The 24,992-nt window shown below is 62.4% G+C and carries 22 protein-coding genes; 12 read left to right on the forward strand and 10 right to left on the reverse strand.

Features of this window, described 5'->3' with window-relative positions:
- Positions 1-26: 26 nt before the first annotated feature.
- Together AAFP29_RS09225 and AAFP29_RS09230 are read left to right on the forward strand one after the other, a co-directional pair.
- Positions 27-239 (forward strand): RNA-binding S4 domain-containing protein, encoded by a 213-nt coding sequence (locus AAFP29_RS09225; RefSeq protein ID WP_419217034.1) that lies wholly within the window; start codon positions 27-29, stop codon positions 237-239.
- Between the two features lie 234 nt (positions 240-473).
- Positions 474-887: a pyridoxamine 5'-phosphate oxidase family protein gene (locus tag AAFP29_RS09230; protein WP_419217035.1), complete on the forward strand. Its 414-nt coding sequence runs from the start codon at positions 474-476 to the stop codon at positions 885-887.
- Positions 888-971: 84 nt separating this feature from the next.
- Here AAFP29_RS09230 and AAFP29_RS09235 read toward each other — a convergent pair whose 3' ends face one another.
- The 4 genes from AAFP29_RS09235 to gltB form a co-directional block, all read right to left on the reverse strand.
- Complete coding sequence (locus tag AAFP29_RS09235) at positions 972-1,127, reverse strand: hypothetical protein (protein ID WP_419217036.1); 156 nt, start codon at positions 1,125-1,127, stop codon at positions 972-974.
- A gap of 205 nt (positions 1,128-1,332) precedes the next feature.
- Positions 1,333-2,193, reverse strand: a complete 861-nt coding sequence (locus AAFP29_RS09240) for a cutinase family protein (RefSeq protein ID WP_419217037.1) — start codon at positions 2,191-2,193, stop codon at positions 1,333-1,335.
- Between the two features lie 347 nt (positions 2,194-2,540).
- Positions 2,541-3,992, reverse strand: coding sequence for a glutamate synthase subunit beta (locus AAFP29_RS09245; RefSeq protein ID WP_419217038.1), 1,452 nt, complete (start codon positions 3,990-3,992; stop codon positions 2,541-2,543).
- Positions 3,985-8,565 carry a glutamate synthase large subunit gene (gene gltB, locus AAFP29_RS09250; protein WP_419217039.1) on the reverse strand — a complete coding sequence of 1,527 codons (4,581 nt, stop codon included), beginning with the start codon at positions 8,563-8,565 and terminating at the stop codon, positions 3,985-3,987. Before gltB ends, AAFP29_RS09245 begins: the two co-directional genes overlap by 8 nt.
- A 96-nt stretch (positions 8,566-8,661) precedes the next feature.
- Here gltB and AAFP29_RS09255 point away from each other — a divergent pair, with 96 nt between their 5' ends.
- The 5 genes from AAFP29_RS09255 to AAFP29_RS09275 are packed head-to-tail and all read left to right on the forward strand — an operon-like array spanning position 8,662 to position 12,392.
- A complete protein-coding gene (locus AAFP29_RS09255) occupies positions 8,662-8,928 on the forward strand; it encodes a hypothetical protein (protein ID WP_419217040.1) in 267 nt (88 codons plus the stop codon).
- A gap of 33 nt (positions 8,929-8,961) precedes the next feature.
- On the forward strand, positions 8,962-10,032 hold the full coding sequence (locus AAFP29_RS09260) for an alpha/beta hydrolase (RefSeq protein ID WP_419217041.1): 1,071 nt from the start codon (positions 8,962-8,964) through the stop codon (positions 10,030-10,032).
- A 56-nt stretch (positions 10,033-10,088) separates the two neighbouring features.
- Complete coding sequence (locus AAFP29_RS09265; protein ID WP_419217042.1) at positions 10,089-10,862, forward strand: isocitrate lyase/PEP mutase family protein; 774 nt, start codon at positions 10,089-10,091, stop codon at positions 10,860-10,862.
- Positions 10,863-10,867: 5 nt separating this feature from the next.
- A complete protein-coding gene (locus AAFP29_RS09270; protein ID WP_419217043.1) occupies positions 10,868-11,794 on the forward strand; it encodes a DUF389 domain-containing protein in 927 nt (308 codons plus the stop codon).
- A 49-nt stretch (positions 11,795-11,843) separates the two neighbouring features.
- Positions 11,844-12,392: a DUF937 domain-containing protein gene (locus tag AAFP29_RS09275; RefSeq protein WP_419217044.1), complete on the forward strand. Its 549-nt coding sequence runs from the start codon at positions 11,844-11,846 to the stop codon at positions 12,390-12,392.
- A 339-nt stretch (positions 12,393-12,731) separates the two neighbouring features.
- Here the strand turns inward: AAFP29_RS09275 and AAFP29_RS09280 are convergent, their stop codons facing one another.
- A complete protein-coding gene (locus AAFP29_RS09280) occupies positions 12,732-13,598 on the reverse strand; it encodes an epoxide hydrolase family protein (RefSeq protein ID WP_419217045.1) in 867 nt (288 codons plus the stop codon).
- A gap of 61 nt (positions 13,599-13,659) precedes the next feature.
- Here AAFP29_RS09280 and AAFP29_RS09285 point away from each other — a divergent pair, with 61 nt between their 5' ends.
- Positions 13,660-14,652 (forward strand): helix-turn-helix transcriptional regulator, encoded by a 993-nt coding sequence (locus tag AAFP29_RS09285; RefSeq protein ID WP_419217046.1) that lies wholly within the window; start codon positions 13,660-13,662, stop codon positions 14,650-14,652.
- On the opposite strand, the gene AAFP29_RS09290 is transcribed toward AAFP29_RS09285, so the two are convergent.
- From AAFP29_RS09290 to AAFP29_RS09310, 5 genes are all read right to left on the reverse strand, one after another.
- Positions 14,653-15,078: a DUF779 domain-containing protein gene (locus AAFP29_RS09290; RefSeq protein WP_419217047.1), complete on the reverse strand. Its 426-nt coding sequence runs from the start codon at positions 15,076-15,078 to the stop codon at positions 14,653-14,655.
- Positions 15,079-15,096: 18 nt separating this feature from the next.
- Entirely contained in the window at positions 15,097-16,620 is a 1,524-nt protein-coding gene (locus AAFP29_RS09295; RefSeq protein WP_419217048.1) for an aldehyde dehydrogenase family protein, read from the reverse strand.
- 87 nt (positions 16,621-16,707) lie between these two features.
- Positions 16,708-17,961, reverse strand: a complete 1,254-nt coding sequence (locus AAFP29_RS09300) for a GAF domain-containing protein (protein ID WP_419217049.1) — start codon at positions 17,959-17,961, stop codon at positions 16,708-16,710.
- Positions 17,962-18,020: 59 nt separating this feature from the next.
- Entirely contained in the window at positions 18,021-19,769 is a 1,749-nt protein-coding gene (locus tag AAFP29_RS09305; protein ID WP_419217050.1) for a long-chain-acyl-CoA synthetase, read from the reverse strand.
- 17 nt (positions 19,770-19,786) lie between these two features.
- Positions 19,787-21,061, reverse strand: coding sequence for an oxygenase MpaB family protein (locus AAFP29_RS09310; RefSeq protein ID WP_419217051.1), 1,275 nt, complete (start codon positions 21,059-21,061; stop codon positions 19,787-19,789).
- 145 nt (positions 21,062-21,206) lie between these two features.
- Here AAFP29_RS09310 and AAFP29_RS09315 point away from each other — a divergent pair, with 145 nt between their 5' ends.
- From AAFP29_RS09315 to AAFP29_RS09330, 4 genes are read left to right on the forward strand one after another with little or no spacing between them, the layout of a single operon-like run.
- Entirely contained in the window at positions 21,207-22,061 is an 855-nt protein-coding gene (locus AAFP29_RS09315; protein ID WP_419217052.1) for an MlaE family ABC transporter permease, read from the forward strand.
- A complete protein-coding gene (locus AAFP29_RS09320; protein ID WP_419217053.1) occupies positions 22,061-22,924 on the forward strand; it encodes an ABC transporter permease in 864 nt (287 codons plus the stop codon). The genes AAFP29_RS09315 and AAFP29_RS09320 overlap by 1 nt, the downstream gene beginning before the upstream one ends.
- A gap of 7 nt (positions 22,925-22,931) precedes the next feature.
- The gene (locus tag AAFP29_RS09325; protein WP_419217054.1) at positions 22,932-23,969 is read left to right on the forward strand and encodes an MlaD family protein; all 1,038 of its coding nucleotides are present in this window, start codon (positions 22,932-22,934) and stop codon (positions 23,967-23,969) included.
- A complete protein-coding gene (locus AAFP29_RS09330) occupies positions 23,966-24,991 on the forward strand; it encodes an MlaD family protein (protein ID WP_419217055.1) in 1,026 nt (341 codons plus the stop codon). Before AAFP29_RS09325 ends, AAFP29_RS09330 begins: the two co-directional genes overlap by 4 nt.
- The last annotated feature ends 1 nt before the right edge of the window (position 24,992 follow it).

Genomic DNA, 24,992 nt, shown 5'->3' on the forward strand with positions numbered 1-24,992 from the left:
CGGCCGACCGCACCTAGAATCACGGCGTGAGTGATATTCCAATCAGCGACCAATCAATTCGACTGGGACAGTTCTTGAAACTGGCGAATCTGATCGATTCGGGCGCAGACGCGAAGGCGGTAATCGCCGACGGGCTGGTCCGGGTGAACGATGAGGTGGAACGCCGACGAGGGCGTCAGCTGGTCGTCGGTGACACCGTCGAGTTCGCTGGCGTATCGGCCACCGTCGCCGTCGAGTGACGCGCTCTATCGCAAGGGATGTTGACGTGTCGAAGCGTCAGGCGTCACGGCTGATCACGACCGCGCCTGCCCGAGGTGAGATCGGCACACTCGCAACGGTTTTGGGGGCGGGCATCGCCTTGTATGCGGCAGCGACAGTGCCCTTTGCTCGGTCTCGGGGGAATAGGTGAGCGCGAAACCGGCGTTGAACCCCACGGATCAACTTGCCCGCACCTGACCGTCAAGGATCGAATCATGCCCGAGATGACGCCCGCTGCCGCCGATGCCTTCCTTCGCGACGTCCACGTCGGTGTGCTGGCGATCGAACGAAGTTCGAACCCTCCGCTGGCGATTCCGATCTGGTACGACGTCGATGAGGCAGGCAACGTGATCATCTGGACGGGCGCTGATTCGGTGAAAGCTCGGCTCATCGGCAGGGCCGGGCGCGCGTCATTCACGGTGCAGCGGGAGACAGTGCCCTACGCATACGTAACGGTCGAAGGTCATACGTCGAGCGCGGCTGCGGATGACGCGACGGCGCGACGGATCGCACGGCGTTACCTCGGCGAGGACGGTGGCGACGAGTTCCTGAAGTCGAGTCCCGTTGACGGCAATGTCATCATCACCATCCACAAAGACAAGTTGCGATCACTGACCTACGACAATTGACCGCTACACCGCGATGGAGTCCCGTCGAGCGTCGGACTTGTTCTCGAATGGATTCGGGCACGGTCCATCGAGACCTACTTGCGACTATGAATGCAGGCGGCGAAGTTCAGCGCTGGTGACCAACCGCTCGGCTTCTTCCGGAAAGCGGCGGGCCACTCGCGGACGGCGCAGGTGCCCGGCGGCGAGGGTGGTCAACGACAACGATTTACGATGATTGAGAGGTGCTGATGCGATCCTCATTTCAATCACTCCCGGATCTGTAACTGCTGCTGAGCAGCGACGGCCACTTACTTTGATCTACTGTAGCGAGAATTCTCGCTGACGCACCCTCCAGGCGGAGAAAGTGGCCAACGACACTTCAAGTCTGACATTTGGACTATCGAATCGAGCATCAAAGCCGTTACCGACGTCGGACGATCAAATGAACGTCCGGCCGCACCCAGGACTAGCCCAACTTCGCGAGGAAGTTCTGCGACCAGGCCAATGCATTCGTGCCCGGTGTCACCTGCAGCGTCGAATACTCGCCGTGGGCACCCGAGAGTAGAAACCGCCCGAACTTGATGATCTGTTCGGTAGCCCTCGCGTTACTCAACTCTCGCGGGATCGCCCCCGGCCCGCCGCGGGTCATCAGATCCCGGAAGATCGCGCCGGCCTCGGCTTGATAGTCCGCGAACTGGCTCGGCGTCGGATTGCTGGTCTCCGCCAGATAGCCGATGATTCGGGTGATGTAGTAATCGCGGTCAACATTGCAATACAGGTCCTTCGGGTGGCAGATGCTGAACGTCTTGCCGCTTACCCAACCGAATCCGCCGAGACGCGGGCCGCCACTGCCTTGTCCGGTGAGCGGTGGGCCGACAAGCGCATCCCGGCGCGACCGTCGAGGGTCGGAGATGAGCACCGCACCCGCGAATTGGCTCGGTCGGATCGCGGCACGACCGGTGCCGATCTCCGACGCCACGTCACCGGCGGCGTCGGCGCCCTGGCTGTACCCCGTCAACGCGATCTTGGTGCCCGCACACCGTCGAACCATCGCTTTCGCGAGCCCCCAGGTATTGGCTACTGCTTGCGCCTTCGAGTGACCGTAGATCGAACCGCCGTTCTCCCACGGGAAGGCCGTCGCGTTGTAGCCGACATACCGCACTTGAGTTTCGGGCCCGAGATTTCTGGTTACCGTTCCTACCAGTCCCGGACCGTTGGCCCAGGTCCCGGGAATGGCGAGCACATACACTTTGGGGCAATTCGACGGCGCAGCAGCTGCGGTCGTCGAAGTCAGTAGCCCCCCGGCAATCGAACTTGCGACAGCCATGAGAACTATGAAGAACCTTTTGATGTCCACGCGTGTCTCCTCCCGAGCACGTGAGCCAGTTCACACCAGCCAAGTCAATAGCCGCTAGTGTAGGTTCAAATCCCCAATTCGGCGAGTGTCAGTTTCGACAAGCGCAAGCGTCTCAGTCATCCGGAATTCCGGTGACGTCGCCCTGGCCGATGTAGTCGCATGCGAGACGCTGGCGAGACTCGCCTGTATCGAGACCGCGTGAGCCGAATGCTGGTGTGTGATACGAATGCCAGGCGTGCGACGGTCTCGATACACCCGGCTCGGCTGACGCCTCGCCGGGCACTCGACCATCGGTAATTGTTAGTCGAAAATTCGACTTAGCGCTGGGCCACCTGCGTCGGCACGATCGGCGAAGGCAGATCCGACGTACCGGTAAGGAACGCGTCGGCGGCCGCGGCTGCCGAACGGCCTTCGGCGATCGCCCACACGATGAGGGACTGTCCACGGCCGGCGTCACCCGCCACGAATACGCCCGGCACTGTCGTCGCGAAATTGTCGTCACGCTTGATATTGCCGCGAGCGTCATACTCGACGCCGAGCTTGTCCAGGAGGTCACCGCGCTCCGGGCCGACAAAGCCCATCGCGAACAGCACCAGATCGGCCTCGAGTTCGAAGTCGCTGCCTTCAACCTTCTCGAACCGGCCGTCTTTCATGACCACCTCATAGGCTTTGAGCGCGGTCACCTTGCCGTCCTTGCCGACGAATTCCTCGGTGCTCACCGAGAACACCCGATCGCCGCCCTCTTCGTGGGCCGACGACACTCGGTACATCAACGGGTAGGTGGGCCACGGTGTCGATGCCGCACGCTCTGACGGCGGCTTCGGCATGATCTCGAACTGATGCACCACCTCGGCACCCTGCCGCAGCGACGTGCCGAGGCAGTCCGCGCCGGTGTCGCCGCCGCCGATGATGACGACCTTCTTGCCCGTGGCGGTGATCTGGTCGGGAACCTCGTCACCGTGCTGCACGCGGTTCGCCTGCGGCAGGAATTCCATCGCCTGATGGATGCCGTCGAGTTCACGACCGGCGATCGGCAGGTCGCGACCGATGGTGGAACCGTTGGCCAGGATCACCGCGTCGTAGTCGCCGCGTAACTGCTCGACGGTCACGTCGACGCCGACGTTCACACCCGCGCGAAAGACGGTGCCTTCGGCTTCCATCTGCTCCAGACGGCGATCGATGAAGTGCTTCTCCATCTTGAACTCGGGGATGCCGTAGCGCATGAGCCCGCCGATGCGATCGGCTCGCTCGAACACGGTGACGTCGTGACCGGCACGCGTAAGCTGTTGCGCCGCAGCCAGACCCGCGGGGCCGGAGCCGACGACAGCTACCTTCTTGCCAGTCTTCTCGGCGGCGGGCACCGGTTTGACCCAGTCACTCGAGTACGCGTTCTCGATGAGTTCGACCTCAACCTGCTTGATTGTCACCGCCGGCTGGTTGATGCCGAGCACACAGGACGACTCACAGGGAGCCGGGCACAACCGACCGGTGAATTCCGGGAAGTTGTTAGTCGCGTGCAACCGGTCGATGCCATCGCTCCAGCGGTCCCGATACACCAGATCATTCCACTCGGGAATCAGATTGCCGAGCGGACAGCCGTTGTGACAGAACGGAATACCGCAGTCCATGCATCTGCTGGCCTGCGTCTTGAGGGTGGACTTGTCGAAGTCGGTGTAAACCTCTTTCCAGTCCATCAATCGCAAATCGACGGGGCGACGATCAGGCGTCTCACGGTCGGTGTGCTTGAGGAATCCACGTGGGTCAGCCATGAGTCGCAGCCTCCATGATCGCGTCGTTTACGTCGCGGCCGTCGCGCTCGGCGGCCTCGATTGCCAGAAGTACTCTCTTGTAGTCCCGCGGCATCACCTTTCGGAACGCAGCCTTCGCATTCTCGAAATCGTCGAGAATCGCTGCGGCGACGGGTGACTCAGTCTCGTTCCGATGCTGGCCGAGGATGTCGGCGAGGAACTCAATATCCTCGGTCTCCAACTCCTCAACATCCACCAGTTCTCGATTCAGGTTGTCCGGCAGCGCATTCTGTGGGTCGTAGACATAGGCGACGCCGCCGGACATACCCGCCGCGAAGTTGCGGCCGGTCTCGCCCAGCACAACTACCCGGCCACCGGTCATGTACTCGCAACCGTGATCGCCCAGCCCCTCGACTACGGCGGTCACTCCGGAGTTGCGGACGCAGAAGCGTTCGCCGACGATGCCGCGCAGGAAGATCTGTCCCGCGGTGGCACCGAAACCGATCACGTTGCCGGCGATGATGTTGTTCTCGGCGACGAAACCGTCGGCGGTAAGCGACGCTGGCCGGACCACGATCCGGCCGCCCGACAGTCCCTTGCCGACGAAGTCGTTGGCGTCACCCTCCAGGCGCAGGGTAATACCCTTTGGCACGAAGGCACCGAAGCTGTTGCCGGCCGAGCCGGTGAAGTCGATACGAATGGTGCCGTCCGGAAGTCCTTGTGCACCATAGGCTTTAGTCACCTCGTGACCCAGCATAGTGCCGACCGTGCGGTTGACGTTGGTGATCTTGGACGTGAAGGAGATCGGCGTCTGAGTGTCGATCGCTTCCCGCGCCTGCGCGATCAGCTGGTTGTCGAGCGCCTTGTCCAACCCGTGGTCCTGCGTGCCCGAGCAGTACAGGTCCTGGTTCATGAATGGCGAATCGGGGAACGCGAGAATCGGCGACAGATTGAGTTTGCCTGCCTTGGCGGAACTCCAGTGCGCCAACGCCTTTTGGGTGTCCAGCGCCTCGACCTGGCCGACCGCTTCCTGCAAGGTGCGGAAGCCAAGACGGGCGAGCAATTCGCGGACTTCTTCGGCGATAAACATGAAGAAGTTCTCCACGAATTCCGGCTTGCCCGCGAAACGTTCACGCAGCAGCGGGTTTTGCGTCGCGACGCCAACCGGGCAGGTGTCGAGATGACACACACGCATCATGATGCAGCCTGACACCACCAGTGGCGCGGTGGCGAAACCGAACTCCTCGCCACCTAGCAACGCGGCGATAACCACGTCGCGGCCGGTCTTCAGCTGGCCGTCAACCTGCACGACGATGCGATCGCGAAGTCCGTTGAGCAGCAACGTCTGCTGAGTCTCGGCAAGGCCGAGTTCCCAGGGCGCCCCAGCGTGTTTGAGCGATGTCAGCGGTGTCGCACCGGTGCCACCGTCGTGACCGGAGATCAACACCACGTCGGCGTGTGCCTTCGACACACCAGCGGCAACGGTGCCGACGCCAACCTCGGAAACAAGCTTCACGTGGACGCGAGCCTTCGGATTGGCGTTCTTCAGGTCGTGGATCAGCTGTGCCAGATCCTCGATCGAGTAAATGTCGTGGTGCGGCGGCGGCGAAATCAGTCCGACACCCGGCGTCGAACCGCGAACCTCGGCAACCCACGGGTAAACCTTGTGCGGCGGAAGTTGGCCGCCCTCACCGGGTTTCGCCCCCTGCGCCATCTTGATCTGAATGTCGGTGCAGTTCGACAGGTAATGCGACGTCACGCCGAACCGGCCCGACGCGACCTGCTTGATCGCGCTGCGGCGCCAGTCGCCGTTCTCGTCGTGATGGAACCGTCGCGGATCTTCGCCGCCCTCACCGGAGTTCGAGCGACCACCCAACCGGTTCATCGCGATGGCGAGCGTCTCATGCGCTTCGGCGGAGATCGAACCGTAACTCATCGCGCCAGTGGAGAATCGCTTGACGATTTCGCTTGCCGGCTCGACCTTGTCGATCGGGATCGGATCGCGATCGCCGAATTTGAAGTCGAATAGACCGCGCAACGACGCCATTCGGGCCGACTGATCGTCGACCAACTTGGTGTACTCCTTGAAGATCGAGTACTGGCCGGTGCGGGTTGCGTGCTGCAGCTTGAAGACGGTATCCGGGTTGAACAAGTGGTATTCGCCCTCGCGACGCCACTGGTACTCGCCGCCGACCTCCAGTTCGCGGTAGGCACGCTCGGTTGGCCGGTCGTTGAACGCCAGATGATGCCGGGTCGCGACATCGGCGGCGATCTCATCAAGGCCGATACCGCCGAGATGGCTGCGCAGGCCAGTGAAGAATTCGTCGACAATCTCTTGAGAGAGGCCGATGACCTGGAACAACTGGGCGCCGTTATACGAGGCCACGGTCGAGATACCCATCTTGCTCATCACCTTCAGGACACCCTTGCCGGCTGCCTTGACGTAATTCGCGCGAGCCTTCTCGAAGCTCAAGTCCAGCGCATTGCGCTCGACCATGTCTTCGATCGATTCGAAGGCCATATACGGGTTGATCGCGGCGGCACCGAAACCGACCAGGGTGGCCATGTGGTGGACCTCGCGAGCGTCGCCGCTCTCCACCACGAGTGATACGTGGCGGCGGGTCTTTTCCCGCACCAGGTGGTGGTGTACCGCGGCGGTCAGCAGCAACGACGGAATCGGAGCAAGCGTTTCGTCGGACTCACGGTCGGACAACACGACGATGCGCGCTCCGGCAGCGATAGCTGCGGAGACTTCCGAGCGCACCGCATCGAGCGAATTACGAAGTCCCGCACCACCTTCGGCGACCGGATAGAGACCGCGCACGACGACCGGCCGGAACTCAGGGTACTTGTCGACATCAATATCGACCAACCGCGCGAGGTCGTCGTTGCCGATGATCGGCGATGCGCCAACGATCTGGCGACACGAGTCGGCGCGCGGATTGAGCAGATCATGTTCCGCGCCAAGGCGAATGCCGAGACTTGTGACAACTTCTTCGCGGATCGCATCGAGCGGCGGGTTGGTCACCTGAGCGAACATCTGCTGGAAGTAGTCGAACAGCATGCGCGGGCGAGTCGAAAGCACCGCGATCGGGGTGTCGGTACCCATCGAGCCGAGGGCCTCGGCTCCGGTGCGGGCCATCGGCGACACCAGCAGATTGAGATCTTCGGTGGTGTAGCCGAAAACCTGCTGGCGCAACGCGACTCGGTCATGCGGCATATGGCGATGCGGCGGCGACGGCAGGTCGGCAAGACCCACCTGGTGTTCGGCGAGCCACTGCTCGTAGGGATGCTCGGCGGCGAGCTCATCCTTGATCTCGACGTCGTCGACGATACGTCCCTGCTTGGTATCGACGAGGAACATCTTGCCGGGCTGCAGACGCAATTTCTGCACGACGTCGGCGTGGTCGATGTCCAGGACACCGACCTCCGAGCCGAGCACCACCAAGCCGTCCTTGGTGACCCAGATACGCGAAGGTCGCAGACCGTTGCGGTCCAGCACCGCGCCAATCACGTCGCCGTCGGTGAAGCAGACCGACGCCGGGCCATCCCACGCCTCCATCAATGCGGAGTGGTACTCGTAGAACGCGCGGTGTTCGGGCTTCATCGACTCATGACGTTCCCACGCTTCGGGGATCATCATCAGCACAGCGTGCGGCAATGGCCGACCGGCCAGGTGCAGGAGTTCAAGGGTCTCGTCGAAGCGCGCGGTATCCGATGCACCGGGGGTGACGATCGGGAACACCTTCTCGCCGGCACTCTCACCGAACACCGACAGATCCATCAGCGCCTCGCGGGCACGCATCCAGTTCTCGTTGCCGTTGACGGTGTTGATCTCACCGTTGTGCGCGACCCGGCGATACGGGTGAGCCAGCGGCCAGCTGGGGAAGGTGTTCGTGGAGAACCGTGAATGCACAAGTCCCAGCGCACTTTGGACGCGGTCGTCCTGAAGGTCGACGTAGAAGCCACGCAACTGCGGCGTGGTCAACATGCCCTTATAGACGAAGGTGCGACCGGACAGGCTCGGGAAGTAGACGGTCTCCGACGCCTGGGCACCTTGGCCCGCTCCCTTGTTGCCCAGTTCGTGCTCGACACGCTTGCGAATCACATACGCGCTGCGCTCCAGTTCGTCTCCGCTCGCGCCCGCGATGAAGACCTGCTTGAAAGTGGGCATCGCGTCGCGCGCCAATGCTCCGAGCGACGAATCGTCGATCGGCACATCGCGCCAGCCGAGGACCTTGAGTCCCTGTGCCTCGACAATTTTGTCGACCGCGGCGACTGCCGCCCGCGCATCCTCACTGCCCTGCGGCAGGAAGGCGATGCCGGTCGCATATGAACCCTCGATGGGTAGCGAGAAGTCGACGACCTCGCGGAAGAAATGGTCGGGAACCTGGATCAGGATGCCCGCGCCGTCACCGGTATTCGGCTCGGCACCAGCCGCACCTCGGTGCTCGAGATTGACCAGCGCGGTAATCGCCTTCTCAACGATGTCGCGGCTGCGTCGACCATGCATGTCGACGACGAACGCGACGCCACATGCGTCATGCTCATTGGCTGGGTCGTACAGCCCCTGAGGGCCGGGAGCCTGCTTCATAATCGCCCCTACTCTATGCGCGACGCTGCGCTACCAAATTAACGACAGAATTGTCCGGACATACCTCGCGCGAGCCCACTTGTTGTGGGTGCGCCCGTGTCGGGCGACTGGGCTGCAGTCGCCGCGATATCGCGAGCATCGCCCACCAGTGGCGGCGACATCCGGGTCAGCGTCATTGCTGACCATTCCGCATCGGATCGCCATGACGTTGTGGTCAGGTCTCTCGATGCCAACTGCTCACAAGAGCATTGTCACTATTTTCGCACGTCCGGGCTTAACTATCGAAATCAGCAGCAAAACCCGTCCGAACTCAACCTGCTGACCTGCGGCAACCCGCTGCAGGTCAGTTCCGTGATTCGCTGACCTCACACCACTTTGAGACCCTATTGTGAAATTGTGTCTTTACCAGCCTTTCAATCCACCCCCGATGACGCACCTCGGAGTGCTTCCCCGTCGCTCTCGCCCCGTCGGCACAACGACTGGCAACGCGCACGTGGATCCTTGCGCGCACGCATGCTCAATTCGTCGCTGTCGATCGTCGCGCCACGGCTGATGGCCGCTATGGATTTGGGACCGTCGCCCTTGGCCCCGAAGCTGATCAGCGCGGTACGCCCGTCACTGAATTCGACGTTAGTCGCGATGAGTCCGACGCCACGAGGCACTATTTCGTGGCCGGTATCGGTCCCGGTGCGCGGAGCATCGGCCACCCGGGCAGAGCACGTCCGCGGCGAGTGGGTCTTCGGACCGGGAGTCAGCCGGCCGGCGGACCCGGCATCGACGCGGATCATCTACTACTTACATGGCAGTGGGTACGTAGTCTGTTCACCCCGAACGCACCGTGGGCTGGTGTCACGGCTGTCCCGGCACGCCGCCCGGCCGGTGTTCAGTCTCGACTACCGGCTAGGCCCGCGCTATCGGCTGCCCGACGGTGGCGACGATGCGATCCGCGGCTACCGCTGGCTCCTTGATCTGGGGTACCGCCCGGAGAACATCGTGGTCGCCGGCGACTCCGCGGGTGGGCATCTCGCTCTTGACGTACTCGCCGACAACCACCGCGCCGGACGGCCCCAGCCCAGCGGCATGGTGCTGTTCTCCCCGCTGCTCGACCCGACTTTCGCCCTCGCCGTGGCACGTGAAGCCGGCGGTGTGCGCGACCCGTATATCAGCGCGATCGCCGCGCAACGCATTCTGGCGTTGTACACACGTAACGCCGTCGTCGACAATCCCCGCGTGACGGTGCCGATCGACACGGGAATGTCGTTGCCACGCACGCTGATTCAATTCGGCGGTCGCGAAGTGATGGGCGACGACGCAACCGAGATGCACCGCCGACTCATTGCCGCGGGAGGTGACTCTGAACTTCAGGAGTGGCCCGACCAGGGGCACGTATTCCAGATGTTTCCGTACTTGACCCCGGAATCGGGCCGCGCGATCAGCGAGGCGGCGAGGTTCATCCGCGAATTGTAAGGACGTGTTTGCGCAAAAGACTCGACGCCGACGGATGCGTGCGGTAGTCAGGTCTCATGACCTCAACTGAAACGCTCGACGCCCGCGCCAACACCCTTCTCGCTCTTCATCAGCCGGGCAATCCCGTTGTCCTGCCGACAGTCTGGGACGCCTGGTCGGCGAAACTCGCCGTTGACGCCGGCTTCGCCGCGCTGACAGTAGGTAGCCATCCGGTCTCCGATTCGGTCGGTAAGCCCGACAACGAGGGGCTGACCTTCGACGATCTGCTCACTCGCGTCGCCCAGATCACGTCCGTGGTCGATGTACCGATCTCGGTCGATATCGAGTCCGGTTATGGCGAGAGCGCCGAGCGTCTGATCAGCGGGCTATTGGCCGCCGGCGCGGTTGGTTTGAATATCGAAGATACCGTACACAGCGAGGGCGGGCGCCTGCGCACATCGAGCGAGCATGCGGAACTTGTTGGCGCACTACGTAAATCGGCCAACGATGCCGGCGTTCATGTAGTCGTCAACGCGCGTACCGACCTCTTCTTGCGCGCCGACGGCGACGAGTCCGACCGCGTCGACCGCGTCATCGCCCGGCTGAACGAGGCAGCGGACGCGGGAGCTGATTCGCTCTACCCGGTTGGTCGACACGATCCCGACACCCAGCGTCGACTCACCGGAGAACTTCGCCTTCCGGTCAACGCCATCGCACTGCCCGGGGCCGACGATCCCGCGTCGTTCGGACCGCTCGGCGTCGGCCGTATCAGTTTCGGTCCGTTCTTCCAGGCCGCACTGGCCGAACACGCCGCGACACTACTCGGCCGGTGGAGCGAGCGGGCACAATAACGTGCATGCTTAACATACGGGTGACCGCAAACCGCGAGAAGTGCTCCGCGGCAAACGAACTCGTCGCCGACGATCCCACTGTGGCGAATATCGTCAGACTCACCTCGTCCGGTGCGACGGATATCCTGCTCTTCGACGTCGCACGGGAGAATGCCAACGCGATTATCGCGGCGCTGCGCGACCTCGGTATTGAACAGAATGGTTCGATCACGCTCTCCGAGCCACTGACCACGATTTCGGTCGCCGCGGACCGTGCCGAGGCACACGCTCCGGGCCACCCCGACGACGCGCTGGTCTGGGAACACATTGAGGAGCAGGCGCGCGGCAACGCCCGCTTTTCGTGGTCCTTCGTCACCTTCCTGGTGCTGGCCACGTTGATCGCCAGCGTCGGAAGATATACCGATCAGCCCATTCTGATCGTCGGCGCGATGGTGGTCGGCCCGGAGTTCGCGCCGATCGCCGCGATCTGTGTCGCATTAGTTCGTCGTCGCGGGGCCCCAATCCCGCAGGCGGCGGCAACCCTTCTGTTGGGTTTCCTCGCCGCTGGCACCATTACCTGGGCGCTGTGGTCATTGGCCTACCTGTTCGGCTGGATCGACTACACCACGGCGACCACGGGTGAGCTCACTCAGTTCATCGTTTCCCCCGATCTATGGTCGTTCCTGATCGCGCTGCTGGCGGGTAGCGCCGGGGTACTCTCCCTGACTACCTCCAAATCCGCGGCGCTGGTCGGAGTATTCATCTCCGTAACAACGGTTCCGGCGATAGCCTGCATCGGGCTGACGCTGGCCGTCGGAGCGTGGCATGAGGCGTGGTCCTCACTCGTCCAACTCGCCGTCAATCTCGCCGGACTACTCGTCGCTGGTACCGCAACCCTCGCGATCCAACAACTCGCCTGGCGCCGGTTCGGCCGACGGCTATCAGCCGATTGAGCCGTGACCGTAAGGTAATGCCAAGTCCGTCCAACACACAGGAGAGTAGATGTCCGACCTCGATGATCTTTTGAAGCAGATTTCCGTCGACGATCTCGCCGCACAACTCGGCGTTGAGTCGGCCGAAGCCGACGCCGCGGTCAAGCAGGCGGTGCCCGCACTCCTGCACGGATTACAAACCACCGCCGAAACCGGCGACGGCACAGCCGATTTGGAAGCCGCGGTCAAGGATGACGACGGCGACAAGATCGTCGCGAGCCTCTTCGGTGAGAAGACCGACGACGTCGCGAACGCATTGTCGGATCAGGTACCCGCCGCGGCCGTCGATCAGGGTCTGGTCAAGAAGTTGCTGCCCATTCTCGCGCCGATCGTCATCTCCTTCGTACTGAAAAAGCTGTCGAGCGGACAGAACGCCAGTGGCGAACAGTCCGGCGGTGGCGGCCTCGGCGATATTCTGTCCGGCGCACTTGGCGGCGGAAACAACGACGGCGGTGCCCTCGGAAGTATCCTCGGCGGGCTACTCGGCGGCGGTTCCAGCGGCGGCGCGGGCGGCGCATTGGGGAGCATTCTCGGCGGGCTACTCGGCGGCAAGAAGTAGCTAGAAACAGGTAATCGGCCCGATATGGTTGCCTCACAACCGTATCGGGCCGATTTGCGTGTCTGTCAGTTAGTTCGCCAACGCCGCGAAGAACACCCGCAGATCCGCGACGACGTCGGCGGGCCGCTCCATCGAGGCGTAATGCCCGCCCTCGGGAAAGTTCGACCAGTGCACGATATTCGAGTTATCTCGTTGCGCCAGTGAGCGAATGGACTTGAAGTCATCGGCGAATACGACGACCCCGGTCGGCGCGCTGTTGATCGCGGGCTCTACGTCGGCATGCGCCTCCTCGAAGTGGTACCGACCCGCGGCCGCGGCGGTATTGGTGAACCAGTAGAGCTATACCTGCATCAGGATCTGCTCACGCGTCACGAGGCTGGTGCCGTTGCCGAAGCTGTTGAACAACTCGTTCCACGCGAGTTGCCCGACCGGGGAATCAGCGATTCCGACAGCGACAGTTTGAGGTCGTGAGGAGTTGATGGCGTTGTATCCGCCGACCGACTGGAACCACTGCATATGTTCCAGGGCGGCGTATTCGTCCGGGCCGAACTCCGCGAACTCGGCTGGGTCACCCGACGGGAACGAAAATAGTTGCAGCACATGCAGCCCCAGGAATCCGGGCGGACTGATCAGACCGAGCTCACGAGCGATCATCGCACCCGCGTCACTGCCATGTACACCATAGGATTGGTAGCCGAGGCGGCGCATCAACGTATCGAAGGTCTGAGCTACTCGGCGCATCGTCCACCCGCGGTCGGCCAACGGCGTCGAAAATCCGAAACCCGGTATGGATGGGATGACCACCGAAAATGCGTCGGAAGCATTGCCGCCGTGGGCTTCCGGATCGGTAAGCGGTCCGATCATGTCCAGGAAGTCAGCGAACGAACCCGGATAGCTATGGACCAACAGCAGCGGGGTGGCATCGGCGACCGGTGACTGAATGTGCAGGAAATGGACTGTCTGACCGTCGATTTCGGTGCGGAAGTGGTCGAAGGAGTTCATCGTCGCTTCGACGGCTCGCCAGTCGAAACCGTTGCGCCACAACTCGACCATCTCGCTCAAATACTGGTTGGGTGTTCCGTAATCCCAGTCATCACCGGGGGCAGGCTGCGGCAGTCGGGTGTGAGCGAGCCGAGAGTTGAGGTCGTCGAGGTCCGCCTGGTCGATGGCGACGGTGAACGGTGTGATTGCTGTCTTTGTTGTCATGACCTGAAGGTATGACTCATACAGGAACGGCAGGTTCCTAATTTGTGAGACCATTTCGACTATGCGAGAAACAACGTCGCGGCTACTTTCGTTGCTGTCCCTATTGCAAACCAAGCCGGAATGGACGGGCACCGACCTCGCTCAACGACTCGACGTCACCACCCGCACGATCCGTAACGACATTGAGCGACTGCGTGAACTGGGATATCCGGTCGACGCGGCGCGCGGCAGAAGTGGGCACTACCGGCTCGGCGTCGGAGCCAAACTGCCACCGCTGCTGCTCGACGACACCGAAGCCGTCGCGGTAGCGGTCGGGCTGCGCTCGGCTACCGGCATCGCGGGAATGGAGGACAGTAGCGCCCGCGCGCTGACAAAACTGGAGCAGGTACTGCCGAATCATCTACGGCGCCAAGTGAATGCGATCGACTCGTCGATGTCCTCCGGGCCGGATAACACTGACAGCAACGTCGTTGAGCCGATGATCGCACCTGAAGTGTTGACGGCGCTCGCCGCCGCGATCCGCGATCGGCATCAGGTGCGATTCTCCTATGACACACCGCCTGATGCCGCCACGCCGCGAACCGATGGACGTCCCGACGGATGGCCAATCGTCGTCGATCCCTATCGTCTGGTCAGCTGGCAGCGGTTCTGGTATCTCGTCGCACGGGACGAGGATCGGGACTGGCACACCTACCGGGTCGACTGGATCGATCTGCGACTGCCTACCGCGCGCGGCTTCACCCCCGAGCCGATGCCCGACGACACATACACCGATTTCGTCCTGCGCGATGTCGCGTCGACAGGATGGAAGTTCCACGCGCGCATCACCGTTCACGCGTCAGCACAAGAAGTGCTGTCCCGGATTCATGCCGCCGTCGGCATCGTCGAATCGATCGACGAGAACTCCTGCGTCCTGGTCACCGGCGCCGACACCCTGGAAACCGTGGCGGTATACATCGGGATGCTTGGGCTGGATTTCTCGGTAGCCGAGCCGACGGCCCTCGTCGAGCAGCTGCGGATAGTCGGCGAACGGTATCTGCGGGCGATCGGCTGATCACTCGTCGAACTGTGCGCCAACCATCGGTGGATGTTGTTCCAGCACAACTTTTTCCTCGTCGGTGAACGTACGCGAGCGCGATAGGAAGCGAACTCCTTCGGGTGCTTCCAGACTGAATCCCGCGCCTCGGCCGGGTACGACGTCGAGGATGAGCTGAGTATGCTTCCACAATTCGAACTGGTCGCCGTTGATCCACACGCGCACTGCCGGAAGAGGATTCGGCATTTCAATCTCGCCGACGAGTACATCCCGCTGACCGATGCGATACTCGCCGACCGGATAGCACATCGGCGCCGATCCGTCACAGCAGCCGCCGGACTGATGAATCATGAGCCCGCCGTGCAACTCCGACAGTTTGGTCAGGAGTTGCACGGCGGAGTCCTGGGCGACAACGCGGTCGGGTGTCCCTGCCTGCGTAGCCATCGCCTGCCTTTCGAATCTCTAGAAGAATCCCTTGGCGCTCTGGGCGTATCCGACCAACAGGTTCTTGGTCTGCTGGTAGTGCTCTAGCATCATCAGATGGTTCTCGCGGCCGATGCCGGACTGCTTGTAACCGCCGAAGGCGGCGTGGGCCGGGTAGTCGTGATAGGTGTTGGTCCACACTCGACCGGCCTGGATCTCGCGGCCGGCACGGTAGGCGGTCGCACCGTCACGCGTCCAGACACCGGCACCCAAACCGTACAACGTATCGTTCGCGATCGACATAGCGTTCTCGTAGTCGGAGAACGTCGTCACGGCGAGAACCGGGCCGAAGATCTCCTCCTGGAAGATGCGCATCTTATTGTCGCCACCGAATACCGTCGGCTGGATGTAGAAGCCGCCGGACAGGTCACCGCCCAAGTCGGCCGGCTCACCGCCGACGAGGACCTTGGCACCTTCCTGTTTGCCGATCGACAGGTAGGAACTGATCTTCTCGAACTGATCATTCGACGCCTGCGCGCCCATCATCGTGTCGGTGTCGAGCGGATTGCCCTGCTTGATCGCTTTGACCCGCTCGACCGCGCGACCGATGAAGTCGTCGTAGATGTCCGCCTGGATGAGTGCTCGACTCGGGCAGGTACAGACCTCGCCCTGGTTGAGTGCGAACATCGCGAAGCCTTCGAGGGCGCGATCGAGGAAACCATCGTCGGAGGCAGTGACATCGTTGAAGAAGATATTCGGGCTCTTGCCACCGAGTTCCAGCGTCACCGGGATCAGATTCTCCGACGCGTATTGGCTGATCAGCCGTCCGGTGGTGGTCTCACCGGTGAACGCGATTTTGCGGATGCGGTTACTCGACGCGAGTGGCTTACCGGCCTCCACGCCGAAGCCGTTGACGATGTTGAGCACTCCGGCGGGTAGCAGATCGGAGATGAGCGAGGCCAAGTAGAGAATCGACGCGGGCGTCTGCTCGGCGGGCTTGAGCACTACCGCATTTCCGGCGGCGAGCGCGGGAGCCAGCTTCCACACGGCCATCAAGATCGGGAAGTTCCACGGGATGATCTGTCCGACAACCCCGAGCGGCTCGTGGAAGTGATATGCCACGGTGTCTTCGTCGATCTCGGAGATGCCGCCCTGCTGGGCACGCAACGCGCCGGCGAAGTAGCGGAAGTGATCGACGGCCAGCGGGATGTCGGCGGCCAGCGTTTCACGCACGGCTTTGCCGTTATCCCACGTCTCTGCGACGGCGATCTTCTCCAGGTTCTGCTCGATGCGATCGGCAATACGCAGGAGGACCAGCGAACGCTCGGCGACCGAGGTCTTACCCCACGCGGGGGCGGCCTTGTGTGCGGCGTCGAGCGCAAGGTCGATATCCTCCGCGGTTGAACGAGCGACCTCGCAGAACGTCTTGCCGTCGATCGGCGATGGGTTCTCGAAATACTGCCCCTTCACCGGAGCGACCCACTCGCCACCGATCCAATTGTCGTAGCGGGATTCGTAGCTCATCACGGCGTCGGCCGAACCCGGCTTTGCGTAGACAGTCATGTGTGCGCTCCTTCTCATAGGGGAACCAGTGTGAACTGATTCACAGAGTAGGAGTTGCAACGTTGCAGCAGCGTTGCACGAGTACCGCTATCGCCCGAGTCGCCGGTCCAGCACTCGGATCCGGCCGGTGACCAGCGCTCGATCCGGGTGATCGGCCCCCAGCCTGCGAGCCAACACCTGCCACGCCTCAAGATCTTCGCGACCGTGGACCGACTCGGTCCACCGGGTCAACGCCGCCACATCCTGGTCGGCGATGGCGCGTGATCGGATGTCCTCGCGCAACTCTTCGAAGAGATCGACGATGCCCGGCGCGATTGAATCGGCCAGCAGACCGCCACGTCCGAGCGCCGAGATCGCCGCCGCCAATCCCTGTCCGGCTCGCACCTGGACTCGCAAAGACTGCCAATCGGATTCGACGTCGACACCAAGTCGATACGGCCGGGACGCGATAGTGTCGGCGCCGAGGTCGCGGCGCAGCCGTGAGATCTCCGCGCGAACAGTCACCGAGTCAACTCCGTCCTCGGCCAGGGCCATCGCCATCTGCTCGGTGTTCATGCCCTCCGGATGCGCCTGCAGCAATGTGAGTATTTCGGCGTGACGTCGGGACAGTTGCGTCGTCGAACCGCCAGGACGTACCCATGCGTACTGATCGCCGCTCAGGATCGTCAACTGCGCCGAACTCACGGCGAACACCCGAGGATCCGCGAGATCAACACTGGGAGAACGTAATTCACGCTCAACCGCGGCGACGACCGAGCGTACCGCGGCCAATGCGAAGGGCGCGGCCGCTGCACGGCCGCCGGTAACGTCGACGACACCGATGACATGCCCGGTGATCGGATCGTGTACCGGCGCGGCGGCACAGTTGAACTCCTGCACGGACTCGGTGAAGTGTTCCGCGCCGACGATCTGCACCCCGCGATCGACAGCCAGTGCGACTCCCGGCGCATTGGTGCCGACGACGTCTTCGCTCCATACCGCGCCTTCGATGAAGTCGATGCGTGCCGCATCGTCGCGCGCCGAACTGTCGCCCTCAACCCACAGCAAGCGGCCATGCTCATCGGTCAGGGCGACGACCACGCCGGTGTCGGCGATGTCATCGAGCATCAACGATTGGACGAGCGAACGCGCCGCCGACATCGGATGGGTGCGCCGGTACAGCCGGAACTCAGCAGCCGACATCGCGGCACCACCCGGACGCAGCCCGGAGGGATCGACGCCGCCTAGCACCGACCGACTCCACGATTCGCGAACTATGGTGCGCACACTCGACTCGTTGGGGTTACCGCCGGACCGCACCTTTTCGTAGGCAGAGCGGATAGCAGATGCCGCGTCGCCCATACCGCCTCCGTTGGATCAGACCCAGGTCCGCACACCGAAGGTCTCGTCCCCGAGTGTAGCTACCGCGATGTGACCTGGGTAACTGTGTCACCCGAATACGGGCTGTACCGATACGGCGATCTGCCAGTCAATTCGTAGAGCGGATCACCATTGACCGCGTAGCCGAGCTCCCGCAGGGCGACCTTGCTGCTCTTGAAGGTCGACGTGTGCTCGATGGCCTCGACAACGCGGATATACAACGGAATCGCGTAGTCGGGCAGCGACTTCTGGAGTGAATCCGCTAGTGAATCCCGGTCCAGTGTTTCGCCGGACAGCACCACGGCAGCCATCCCTGCCTTGCCGTCGGCACCGGGGATGTCGACGCCGAATACCACCGCCTCGGCGACATCGGGATGCTGATCCAACACTCCTTCGACCTCGGTCGTCGCTACGTTCTCCCCCTTCCACCGGAAGGTGTCACCGATCCGGTCGACAAAGGCGAGATGGCCGCAGCCCTGATCGCGGACGATGTCACCGGTGTTGACCCAGCTGTCACCGTTGCGAACCGCCGAGCGGACCAACTTGGCTTCGGTCGCATCGTCGTCGGTATAGCCGTCGAATGACGACAGCGAGGTGTTGCGGATGAGAAGTAGCCCGGCTTCCCCTCTTCGCACGCGGGTGACTCTGCCGTCCGGCCCTCGGCACGGTCGGCCGCCGTCCTCGTCGTAGCGGACTATTGCACGCAGTGCCGGCGGGCTGAAGCCCGTCGTGTGCCGCAACCCGAGAAAGTTGAACGCGCCGCCCGGCAGCTCGCTCCCGGCATAGAACTCGCCGATACGCTCGATTCCGAATCTTTCGGCGAATTCATCCCAGATATCCGGACGCAGGCCGTTGCCCATGATCTTGTGTACGCGATGTCGCCGGTCCGAATCCTTGGCCGGTTGTGCCAGTAGATATCGACAGGTCTCGCCGATATAGGTGAATGCCGTGGCGTCATTCTCGATGACCTCGTCCCAAAACCGCGAGGCACTGAATCGTTCGCCGATCGCCAGGCAGGCACCGCCGCCGACGACCGCCGCCAACGAGGCGGTCATCGCATTGTTGTGGTAGAGCGGCAGCGGGCAATAAAGCACATCGTCGGGACGCAGGCGCAGCAAGGCACCGAAAGCGAAGGCAGCCGATATCCACCGTCGATGCGACATCTTGCTGGCTTTGGGCATACCCGTCGTTCCCGACGTGAACACCTTGAGAGCGGCGTCATTGGCGTCGACGTCGACGTGCGGCGGATCGGAATCGTCGACATCGGCCGACAACTGCTCCAACCGCTCGAAGTCGATCACCTCGCCGGACTGGCCGCTAAGCACCGCGGCGTCGATGCCGAAGCCGGCCAGGATCACCGATGGTTGAAGCAACCCGAGCGCATGATTGAGCGCGTCGCCGCGCGCGTTGTAGTTGACGAGTCCCGCACATGCGCCGACCTTCACGCTCGCCAGCATCGCCAGCACATTCGCCGGATGATTGTGTCCAAGAATCGCGACGGTATCGCTGCGCCGCACTCCTCGCGCCGACAACACGCGCGCATAACGGTTCACTCGGCGGTTGGCTTCCGCGTAACTCATGGTCTCGCCGTCAAAACGGAGAAAAGGACGATGCGCGTGCACCGATGCCGCTCGTTCGAAGAACACTCCGACGTCGCGCAACGACCGAGGCGAGGCGAGCGAGCGCAGAATTGGGCGAGCGAGTGTCGGTGCGTCGGAAACCGATCGCACCGCCTCTCGAAGTACATCGGTGACTCGCACGTTGTCGTTGACGGGCCGGACTGTACTCATTTCCATCCTTCGGTGACTCAACCGACCTGGACGCCGGCCCGCCACATCGCATGATGGACCGGACATCCGGCCCCCGATCCCGCGCATATGTCACAAGCTGCCCCGTCGACCGTCCCGTTGCCCAAGCAATCCGCGCATTCGGCGAGCAACCGGTCACACTTGGCACAGGAGTGCGTGCCGTCGAGTAACGAGGGGTCCGCAGCTGTCACGGCCGGCGGCTCCGGATCCGATTCAACCACCGCCGACGTCCGCTCCGCACGCGCTTTAGCCAATGCACGGCGCGCGGATTCGAGTGTGATGTCTCGGGGTTGTAGTCCTTCGCGGGCGAACCCGGCTACTGCTTCGGGGGTGTAGTAGAAGCGAAAGGGCACCACGACGTCGGTCAGGACGGTCGTGGCGTGTAAGAACCGGCATAGCCATCGGTACTGGCGCTCATCTTTGGCCGACCACTGCGCGTTGCCGAGTTCGCGCAGATGCGGTCCCATCGAGCCAAGCGTGGTGAGACGCGCGTACCACCCGGCGACCGGAATGAGTGGGCGAATGATGTACCGCGCGACCAGCGGATTCATCCCCTCCACGTTGGAGATGTCGTTAACCACCTTGGGATTGCCGAATGAACGCTCGGATAGACGCACGCTGGTCTCCGACATCCCGTTGGCCACTAGCTCGTGGTGAAGCACATGGTCGAGGTATTCCTCGAATTCGGCGTAGGTCTGGGGTTGGGCCGAGTCGTCGACTCCGTACATCGAGTACCACTCTTTGGACTCTTCGAAGATCTGTTCCCGCTCATCGCGGGTGAGTGGTTTACGCAGGACGCCCAGTTCCGAAGCCCGGTAGATGGCCTCGAAGAAGGTCACATGGGCCCAATAGTAGGTCTCGGCGTTGATCGCGTGATACTTACGGCCGTCGGGCATATCGCCCTTGATCGATTTGTGGAAGTTGCGGACCTGCAAAGCCGATTTGCGAGCCGCGTCCGGCTCGCGGTAGATCACCGACTGGATGGGTTTGGCCGAACGCCGCACTCGTTCCAAGAAGGTGCCCTTTCCGCTAAAGAGAACGGAATGATCCGAAACTCCTTGTCCGAGTTGCGGATACATGTTCTCGATGACGGCGGTACGCAGGCCGAGCGCCGACTGCACCCGGAGATCGCCGACGTACTTCCACAGCAGCGAATCCGGCGGCACCGGATATTGAGCGAGGTGCCGACGCGCGACGCTGTCGTCGGTTTCGCGTTCAGGAATCTCCGAATCCGTCCGGTACCAGTTCTTGCCGACGAACACCTTTTCAGTCATTTTTCCTCCCGGGTCTCACCGGGACCGTAACATTGGCTCCACATGGGGTCAATGTTGCTCCGACAGCTTCGATGAAATGTAGAGATACTTTTGCCTCAGAGTTTCACTCGTGCTAATCATATGTGAGCTCCGACACGAGGGAAACATGACAACAGCCACAGGACAGCGCCCTGAGATCCAGTATCTACAACGCTTGACGGAGCTGGCCAGCAAACGATCGGGGCTGTTCAGCTCGCATTTTCGAACATTCGGCCGCGTGATAAATCTGGCCGCGCAATCCTTCCGATATTCGGCAACCGACATTGCGACCCTGCGTTTCTCCTGGAAGGAAGCAGCCGTTCAGGGGTGGCATTTCGTCGCTATCACAGCAGTGCCCGCCATCCTGATGGCCGTTCCATTCGGCGTCATCGTGTCGCTTCAGGTCGGTAGCCTCGTCAATCAACTTGGCGCCACCTCCCTCGTCGGAGCTGCGGGTGGCATGGGCATCCTTCGTCAAGGCGCCCCGCTGGCGACCGGAATGCTCCTCGGCGGCGCGGGCGCGTCGGCCATCGCCGCGGATCTTGGATCCCGAACCATCCGGGAGGAGATAGACGCACTGCGCGTCATGGGCATCGACCCGGTGCGCCGGCTGGTCGCGCCGAGGTTGGTCGCGATGACACTCATCGCTCCTCTGCTGAGCGTGCTGATCATCGTGACCGGCACCGTCGCCGGCTACCTGATCGCGTTGGTCTCCACTGGTTCGGCTCCGGGCAATTACTGGGCGTCGTACGGAGCATTCGCGTCGCTCGCCGACATCTGGGTCGACTTCGTCAAGGCCGCGATCTTCGGCGTGATCGTGGTAATCGTGGCATGCCATCGAGGGCTGGAAGCGTCCGGCGGTCCACGCGGCGTCGCCGACGGTGTGACCGCCTCAGTGGTGCTGTCAGTGCTGACCATCATTGTGGTCAATGTCGTGATCACCCAGATCGTCGTCGTGTTCCTACCCCCGCAGGTCGTCTGATGGCGGCACCGTATCGGCCCAAGGCCCTCGTCATAGCCAATAGGACAGTCGCGCCAGCGAAGTTCGGACTACGTCCGCTCGAATATCTCGGGCACGGAGCGCAGTTCACCTTCATCGCCCTGCGCTCGGTTCCGTTCGCTCTTGCGCACTATCGGCAGCAGTGCTTGCGAATCTTCAACGAAATGGCTTGGGGGCGTGGGGCGATCATCGTTGGTGGCGGAACCGTGGCCGTACTCGTCGTGCTCGGCCTCGCCATCGGCGCATCGCTTGGCATCGAAGCGTATGCCGCGCTCGACCTCGTCGGCCTGGGATCGTTGACCGGAGTCATATCCTCATTCGGCAATACTCGGGAACTGGCGCCGCTGGCAGCGGCGCTGGGGTTCGCGTGCCAAGCGGGGTGCCGAATGACCGCCGAAATCGGCGCGATGCGGATCAGCGAGGAGATCGATGCCATCGAGACGTTGGCGATCCGGTCCATCCCGTTCGTAGTCACCACCCGGGTGATCGGGGGACTCGCCGCGATCGTCCCCGCATATCTGATCACCCTCATCCTGAGTTATGTGGCCGCAGGATCGGTGACTCTGCTCGTACACGGCGAATCCAGCGGAACGTACTACCACTACTTCGACCAGTTCATCAGCGGATGGGACATCATCGCCTCGGTCATCAAGGTTGTCGTCTTCGCTACCGCCGTGCTACTGATCCACGGCTACCAGGGTTTCTTCGCCAGCGGCGGCCCGGCCGGCGTCGGTATCGCGTCGGGCCGGGCGATCCGCGCCAGCCTGGTCGCGGTCGCCGCCCTCAATATGGTTATGACGATGGTGCTGTGGGGCATCAGCCCGACTATCGAATTCACCGGGTGATCGCGAAATGCCTATTGTCACAATGCTTCCCGGTATGCCGACCTCACTGCGCCGGGCGCGACTAGCCGGTCTGGGTGTTCTCGCGGTCGCGGCTCTGATGTGCGCAATCATCGCGGCCTGGCCCGAATCTGATGCGAGGAACATTCACATCACCATCCGCACAACACAAGTCGCCGATGGTCTGCGAGCCGGTGCGACTGTCGTCGCCGACGGTGTAGCGATCGGCCAGGTCAGTGAGATCGTCCGCAACGGCACGTCCATCGACATCGGCCTGTCCCTCGACGACGCCCAGCTCGCCGGACTCACCGATCAGCTCTCCGTCGCGTTCAGCCCGACGAACATGTGGGGTATCACCGGCATCGCTTTGACGAAATCCGCTCTGGGACAACGGCTTCAATCGGGCACGCTGATCGATCTGTCGCGCACTTCGAAGGCCGTTCCCGACAATTCGCTGACCGTACTCCTCGACAAAGTAAGCCCCCTGCTGGGTATCGTCTCGGGCGCGACTACCAGCCTGGCACTCGATCGTCTCACCCGTCAGCTGACCGCTTTCACCCCACTACTCACCGCAGCCCTGCAGGTAGGTATCGACGTCGGCGGTGCGCATACCCATCTGCGCACGGTTCTGCGTAGCCAGACCGCGCTTGTCGGTCCCGCGATCGAATGGGGTTCGGCGCTGCTCGGCGTGCTCAACCACATGCGCACCAACGAACGTCTGGCCACTGCTGCCGCACGAACACGGTTTGACCGCGCGATGAACTACCTCCAGCACGAGCTGGTGCCCTCGGTTCCACCGATCTTCACGACCTTGCACAATCGTTTCGACGGCTACTTCCCACAGTTGACTCCACTGCTCAGCGCGCTGGGCGACACTATTGACGACCCGGCGCGGACCGGAAACGATCTGGCCCAACTCCTCGAACGTTCGTCCCGGACATTCCAGCAGCGGGGGGATCGCACGGTACTCGACATCCGCGTGCGCCTGGCGTCGGTACCCGCCGCGCTGAGCATGGTCGAGAACTACGGCCGAGGGGGCGGGCAATGAGAAGTGTCGGTTCGTCAGCCACCCGACTGGCCATCTTCGCCATTGTGATGATCGCTCTCACCGTGGTGGTCGCCAACACGATCACCCGCCCCGCTCCGGGAGATCAGGTCACCTATCAGGCAATGTTCACCGATGCCAACGGTTTGCGTCCCAATGACGACATACGTGTCCGCGGTCTGCAGATCGGGAAGGTCGTCGCGGTCGACCTCGACGACACGAATCTCCGAGCCCGCGTCACCATGCATATCAAGCTCGACCAGCGGCTGCCCGCGGACACCGTATTGGCGATCCGATTCCAGAGCCTCGCGGGGATCCGGTATATCGACGTGCAGATTCCGGCCGGGTCCGGGCGTCGGGCCGATGCGATCGCCGCCGGTCATACCTTCCCGGTCGAGCAGACCCGGCCGTCATTCGACATCACCACGGTGTTCAACGGCCTCCAACCGGTTTTGCGCAGTCTGAAGACCGACGACATCAATCGACTCGGATCGACTTTGGCCGCGGTGATCGGTGGCGACTCCGCCGAACTCGGAAATGCGCTGTCCGCAGTCGACGACATGCTCACGTACACAAATGAACGGCAAGCCGTCATCGAACGTCTCCTATCGAATCTCAAGACGGTAGCCCAGCATCTCGGTGGCCGGAGCAACACCCTAAACACCCTATTGGGCGGACTGGAAGGCCTGATCGGGACGATGGCGGACAAGATCAAAGGAATCGTCGAATTCGGCCAGTACGGCATATCGGTACTCCGGCCGCTGAATTCGATTCTCAATACGCTCGGGATCACCGAAGGGGCCAATCCCGACCTCGCCGTGATCCTGCGCCGGGCGATTCCGGACCCACAACTGGTCATCCGGGTTCTCGAACTCGCGCCACCCCTACTTCAATCGCTCGCCAATGCGCTGCCTGGCGAGAACTCATCCCGGAAGACCCTGGACTGCAGTAAGGGCGCATATCCGTTACCCGCCCAAATGGCCGTATTCATCGGCGGAAAGCAGGTGACGCTGTGCAAGCGATAAG

It is taken from the genome of Gordonia sp. CPCC 205333 (genome assembly GCF_048537885.1).
Classification (GTDB): Bacteria; Actinomycetota; Actinomycetes; order Mycobacteriales; family Mycobacteriaceae; genus Gordonia.

Bases quoted from the DNA above. Each gene is read 5' to 3' on its own strand.
- AAFP29_RS09320 (WP_419217053.1), top strand. From the start codon at position 22,061: ATGGCGGCACCGTATCGGCCCAAGGCCCTCGTCATAGCCAATAGGACA.
- AAFP29_RS09295 (WP_419217048.1), bottom strand. From the start codon at position 16,620: ATGACTGTCTACGCAAAGCCGGGTTCGGCCGACGCCGTGATGAGCTAC.
- AAFP29_RS09330 (WP_419217055.1), top strand. From the start codon at position 23,966: ATGAGAAGTGTCGGTTCGTCAGCCACCCGACTGGCCATCTTCGCCATT.
- AAFP29_RS09325 (WP_419217054.1), top strand. From the start codon at position 22,932: ATGCCTATTGTCACAATGCTTCCCGGTATGCCGACCTCACTGCGCCGG.
- AAFP29_RS09280 (WP_419217045.1), bottom strand. From the start codon at position 13,598: ATGACAACAAAGACAGCAATCACACCGTTCACCGTCGCCATCGACCAG.
- gltB (WP_419217039.1), bottom strand. From the start codon at position 8,565: ATGAAGCAGGCTCCCGGCCCTCAGGGGCTGTACGACCCAGCCAATGAG.
- AAFP29_RS09290 (WP_419217047.1), bottom strand. From the start codon at position 15,078: ATGGCTACGCAGGCAGGGACACCCGACCGCGTTGTCGCCCAGGACTCC.
- AAFP29_RS09245 (WP_419217038.1), bottom strand. From the start codon at position 3,992: ATGGCTGACCCACGTGGATTCCTCAAGCACACCGACCGTGAGACGCCT.
- AAFP29_RS09315 (WP_419217052.1), top strand. From the start codon at position 21,207: ATGACAACAGCCACAGGACAGCGCCCTGAGATCCAGTATCTACAACGC.
- AAFP29_RS09305 (WP_419217050.1), bottom strand. From the start codon at position 19,769: ATGAGTACAGTCCGGCCCGTCAACGACAACGTGCGAGTCACCGATGTA.
- AAFP29_RS09300 (WP_419217049.1), bottom strand. From the start codon at position 17,961: ATGGGCGACGCGGCATCTGCTATCCGCTCTGCCTACGAAAAGGTGCGG.
- AAFP29_RS09230 (WP_419217035.1), top strand. From the start codon at position 474: ATGCCCGAGATGACGCCCGCTGCCGCCGATGCCTTCCTTCGCGACGTC.
- AAFP29_RS09240 (WP_419217037.1), bottom strand. From the start codon at position 2,193: ATGGCTGTCGCAAGTTCGATTGCCGGGGGGCTACTGACTTCGACGACC.
- AAFP29_RS09270 (WP_419217043.1), top strand. From the start codon at position 10,868: ATGCTTAACATACGGGTGACCGCAAACCGCGAGAAGTGCTCCGCGGCA.
- AAFP29_RS09310 (WP_419217051.1), bottom strand. From the start codon at position 21,061: ATGACTGAAAAGGTGTTCGTCGGCAAGAACTGGTACCGGACGGATTCG.
- AAFP29_RS09285 (WP_419217046.1), top strand. From the start codon at position 13,660: ATGCGAGAAACAACGTCGCGGCTACTTTCGTTGCTGTCCCTATTGCAA.
- AAFP29_RS09265 (WP_419217042.1), top strand. From the start codon at position 10,089: ATGACCTCAACTGAAACGCTCGACGCCCGCGCCAACACCCTTCTCGCT.
- AAFP29_RS09275 (WP_419217044.1), top strand. From the start codon at position 11,844: ATGTCCGACCTCGATGATCTTTTGAAGCAGATTTCCGTCGACGATCTC.
- AAFP29_RS09235 (WP_419217036.1), bottom strand. From the start codon at position 1,127: ATGAGGATCGCATCAGCACCTCTCAATCATCGTAAATCGTTGTCGTTG.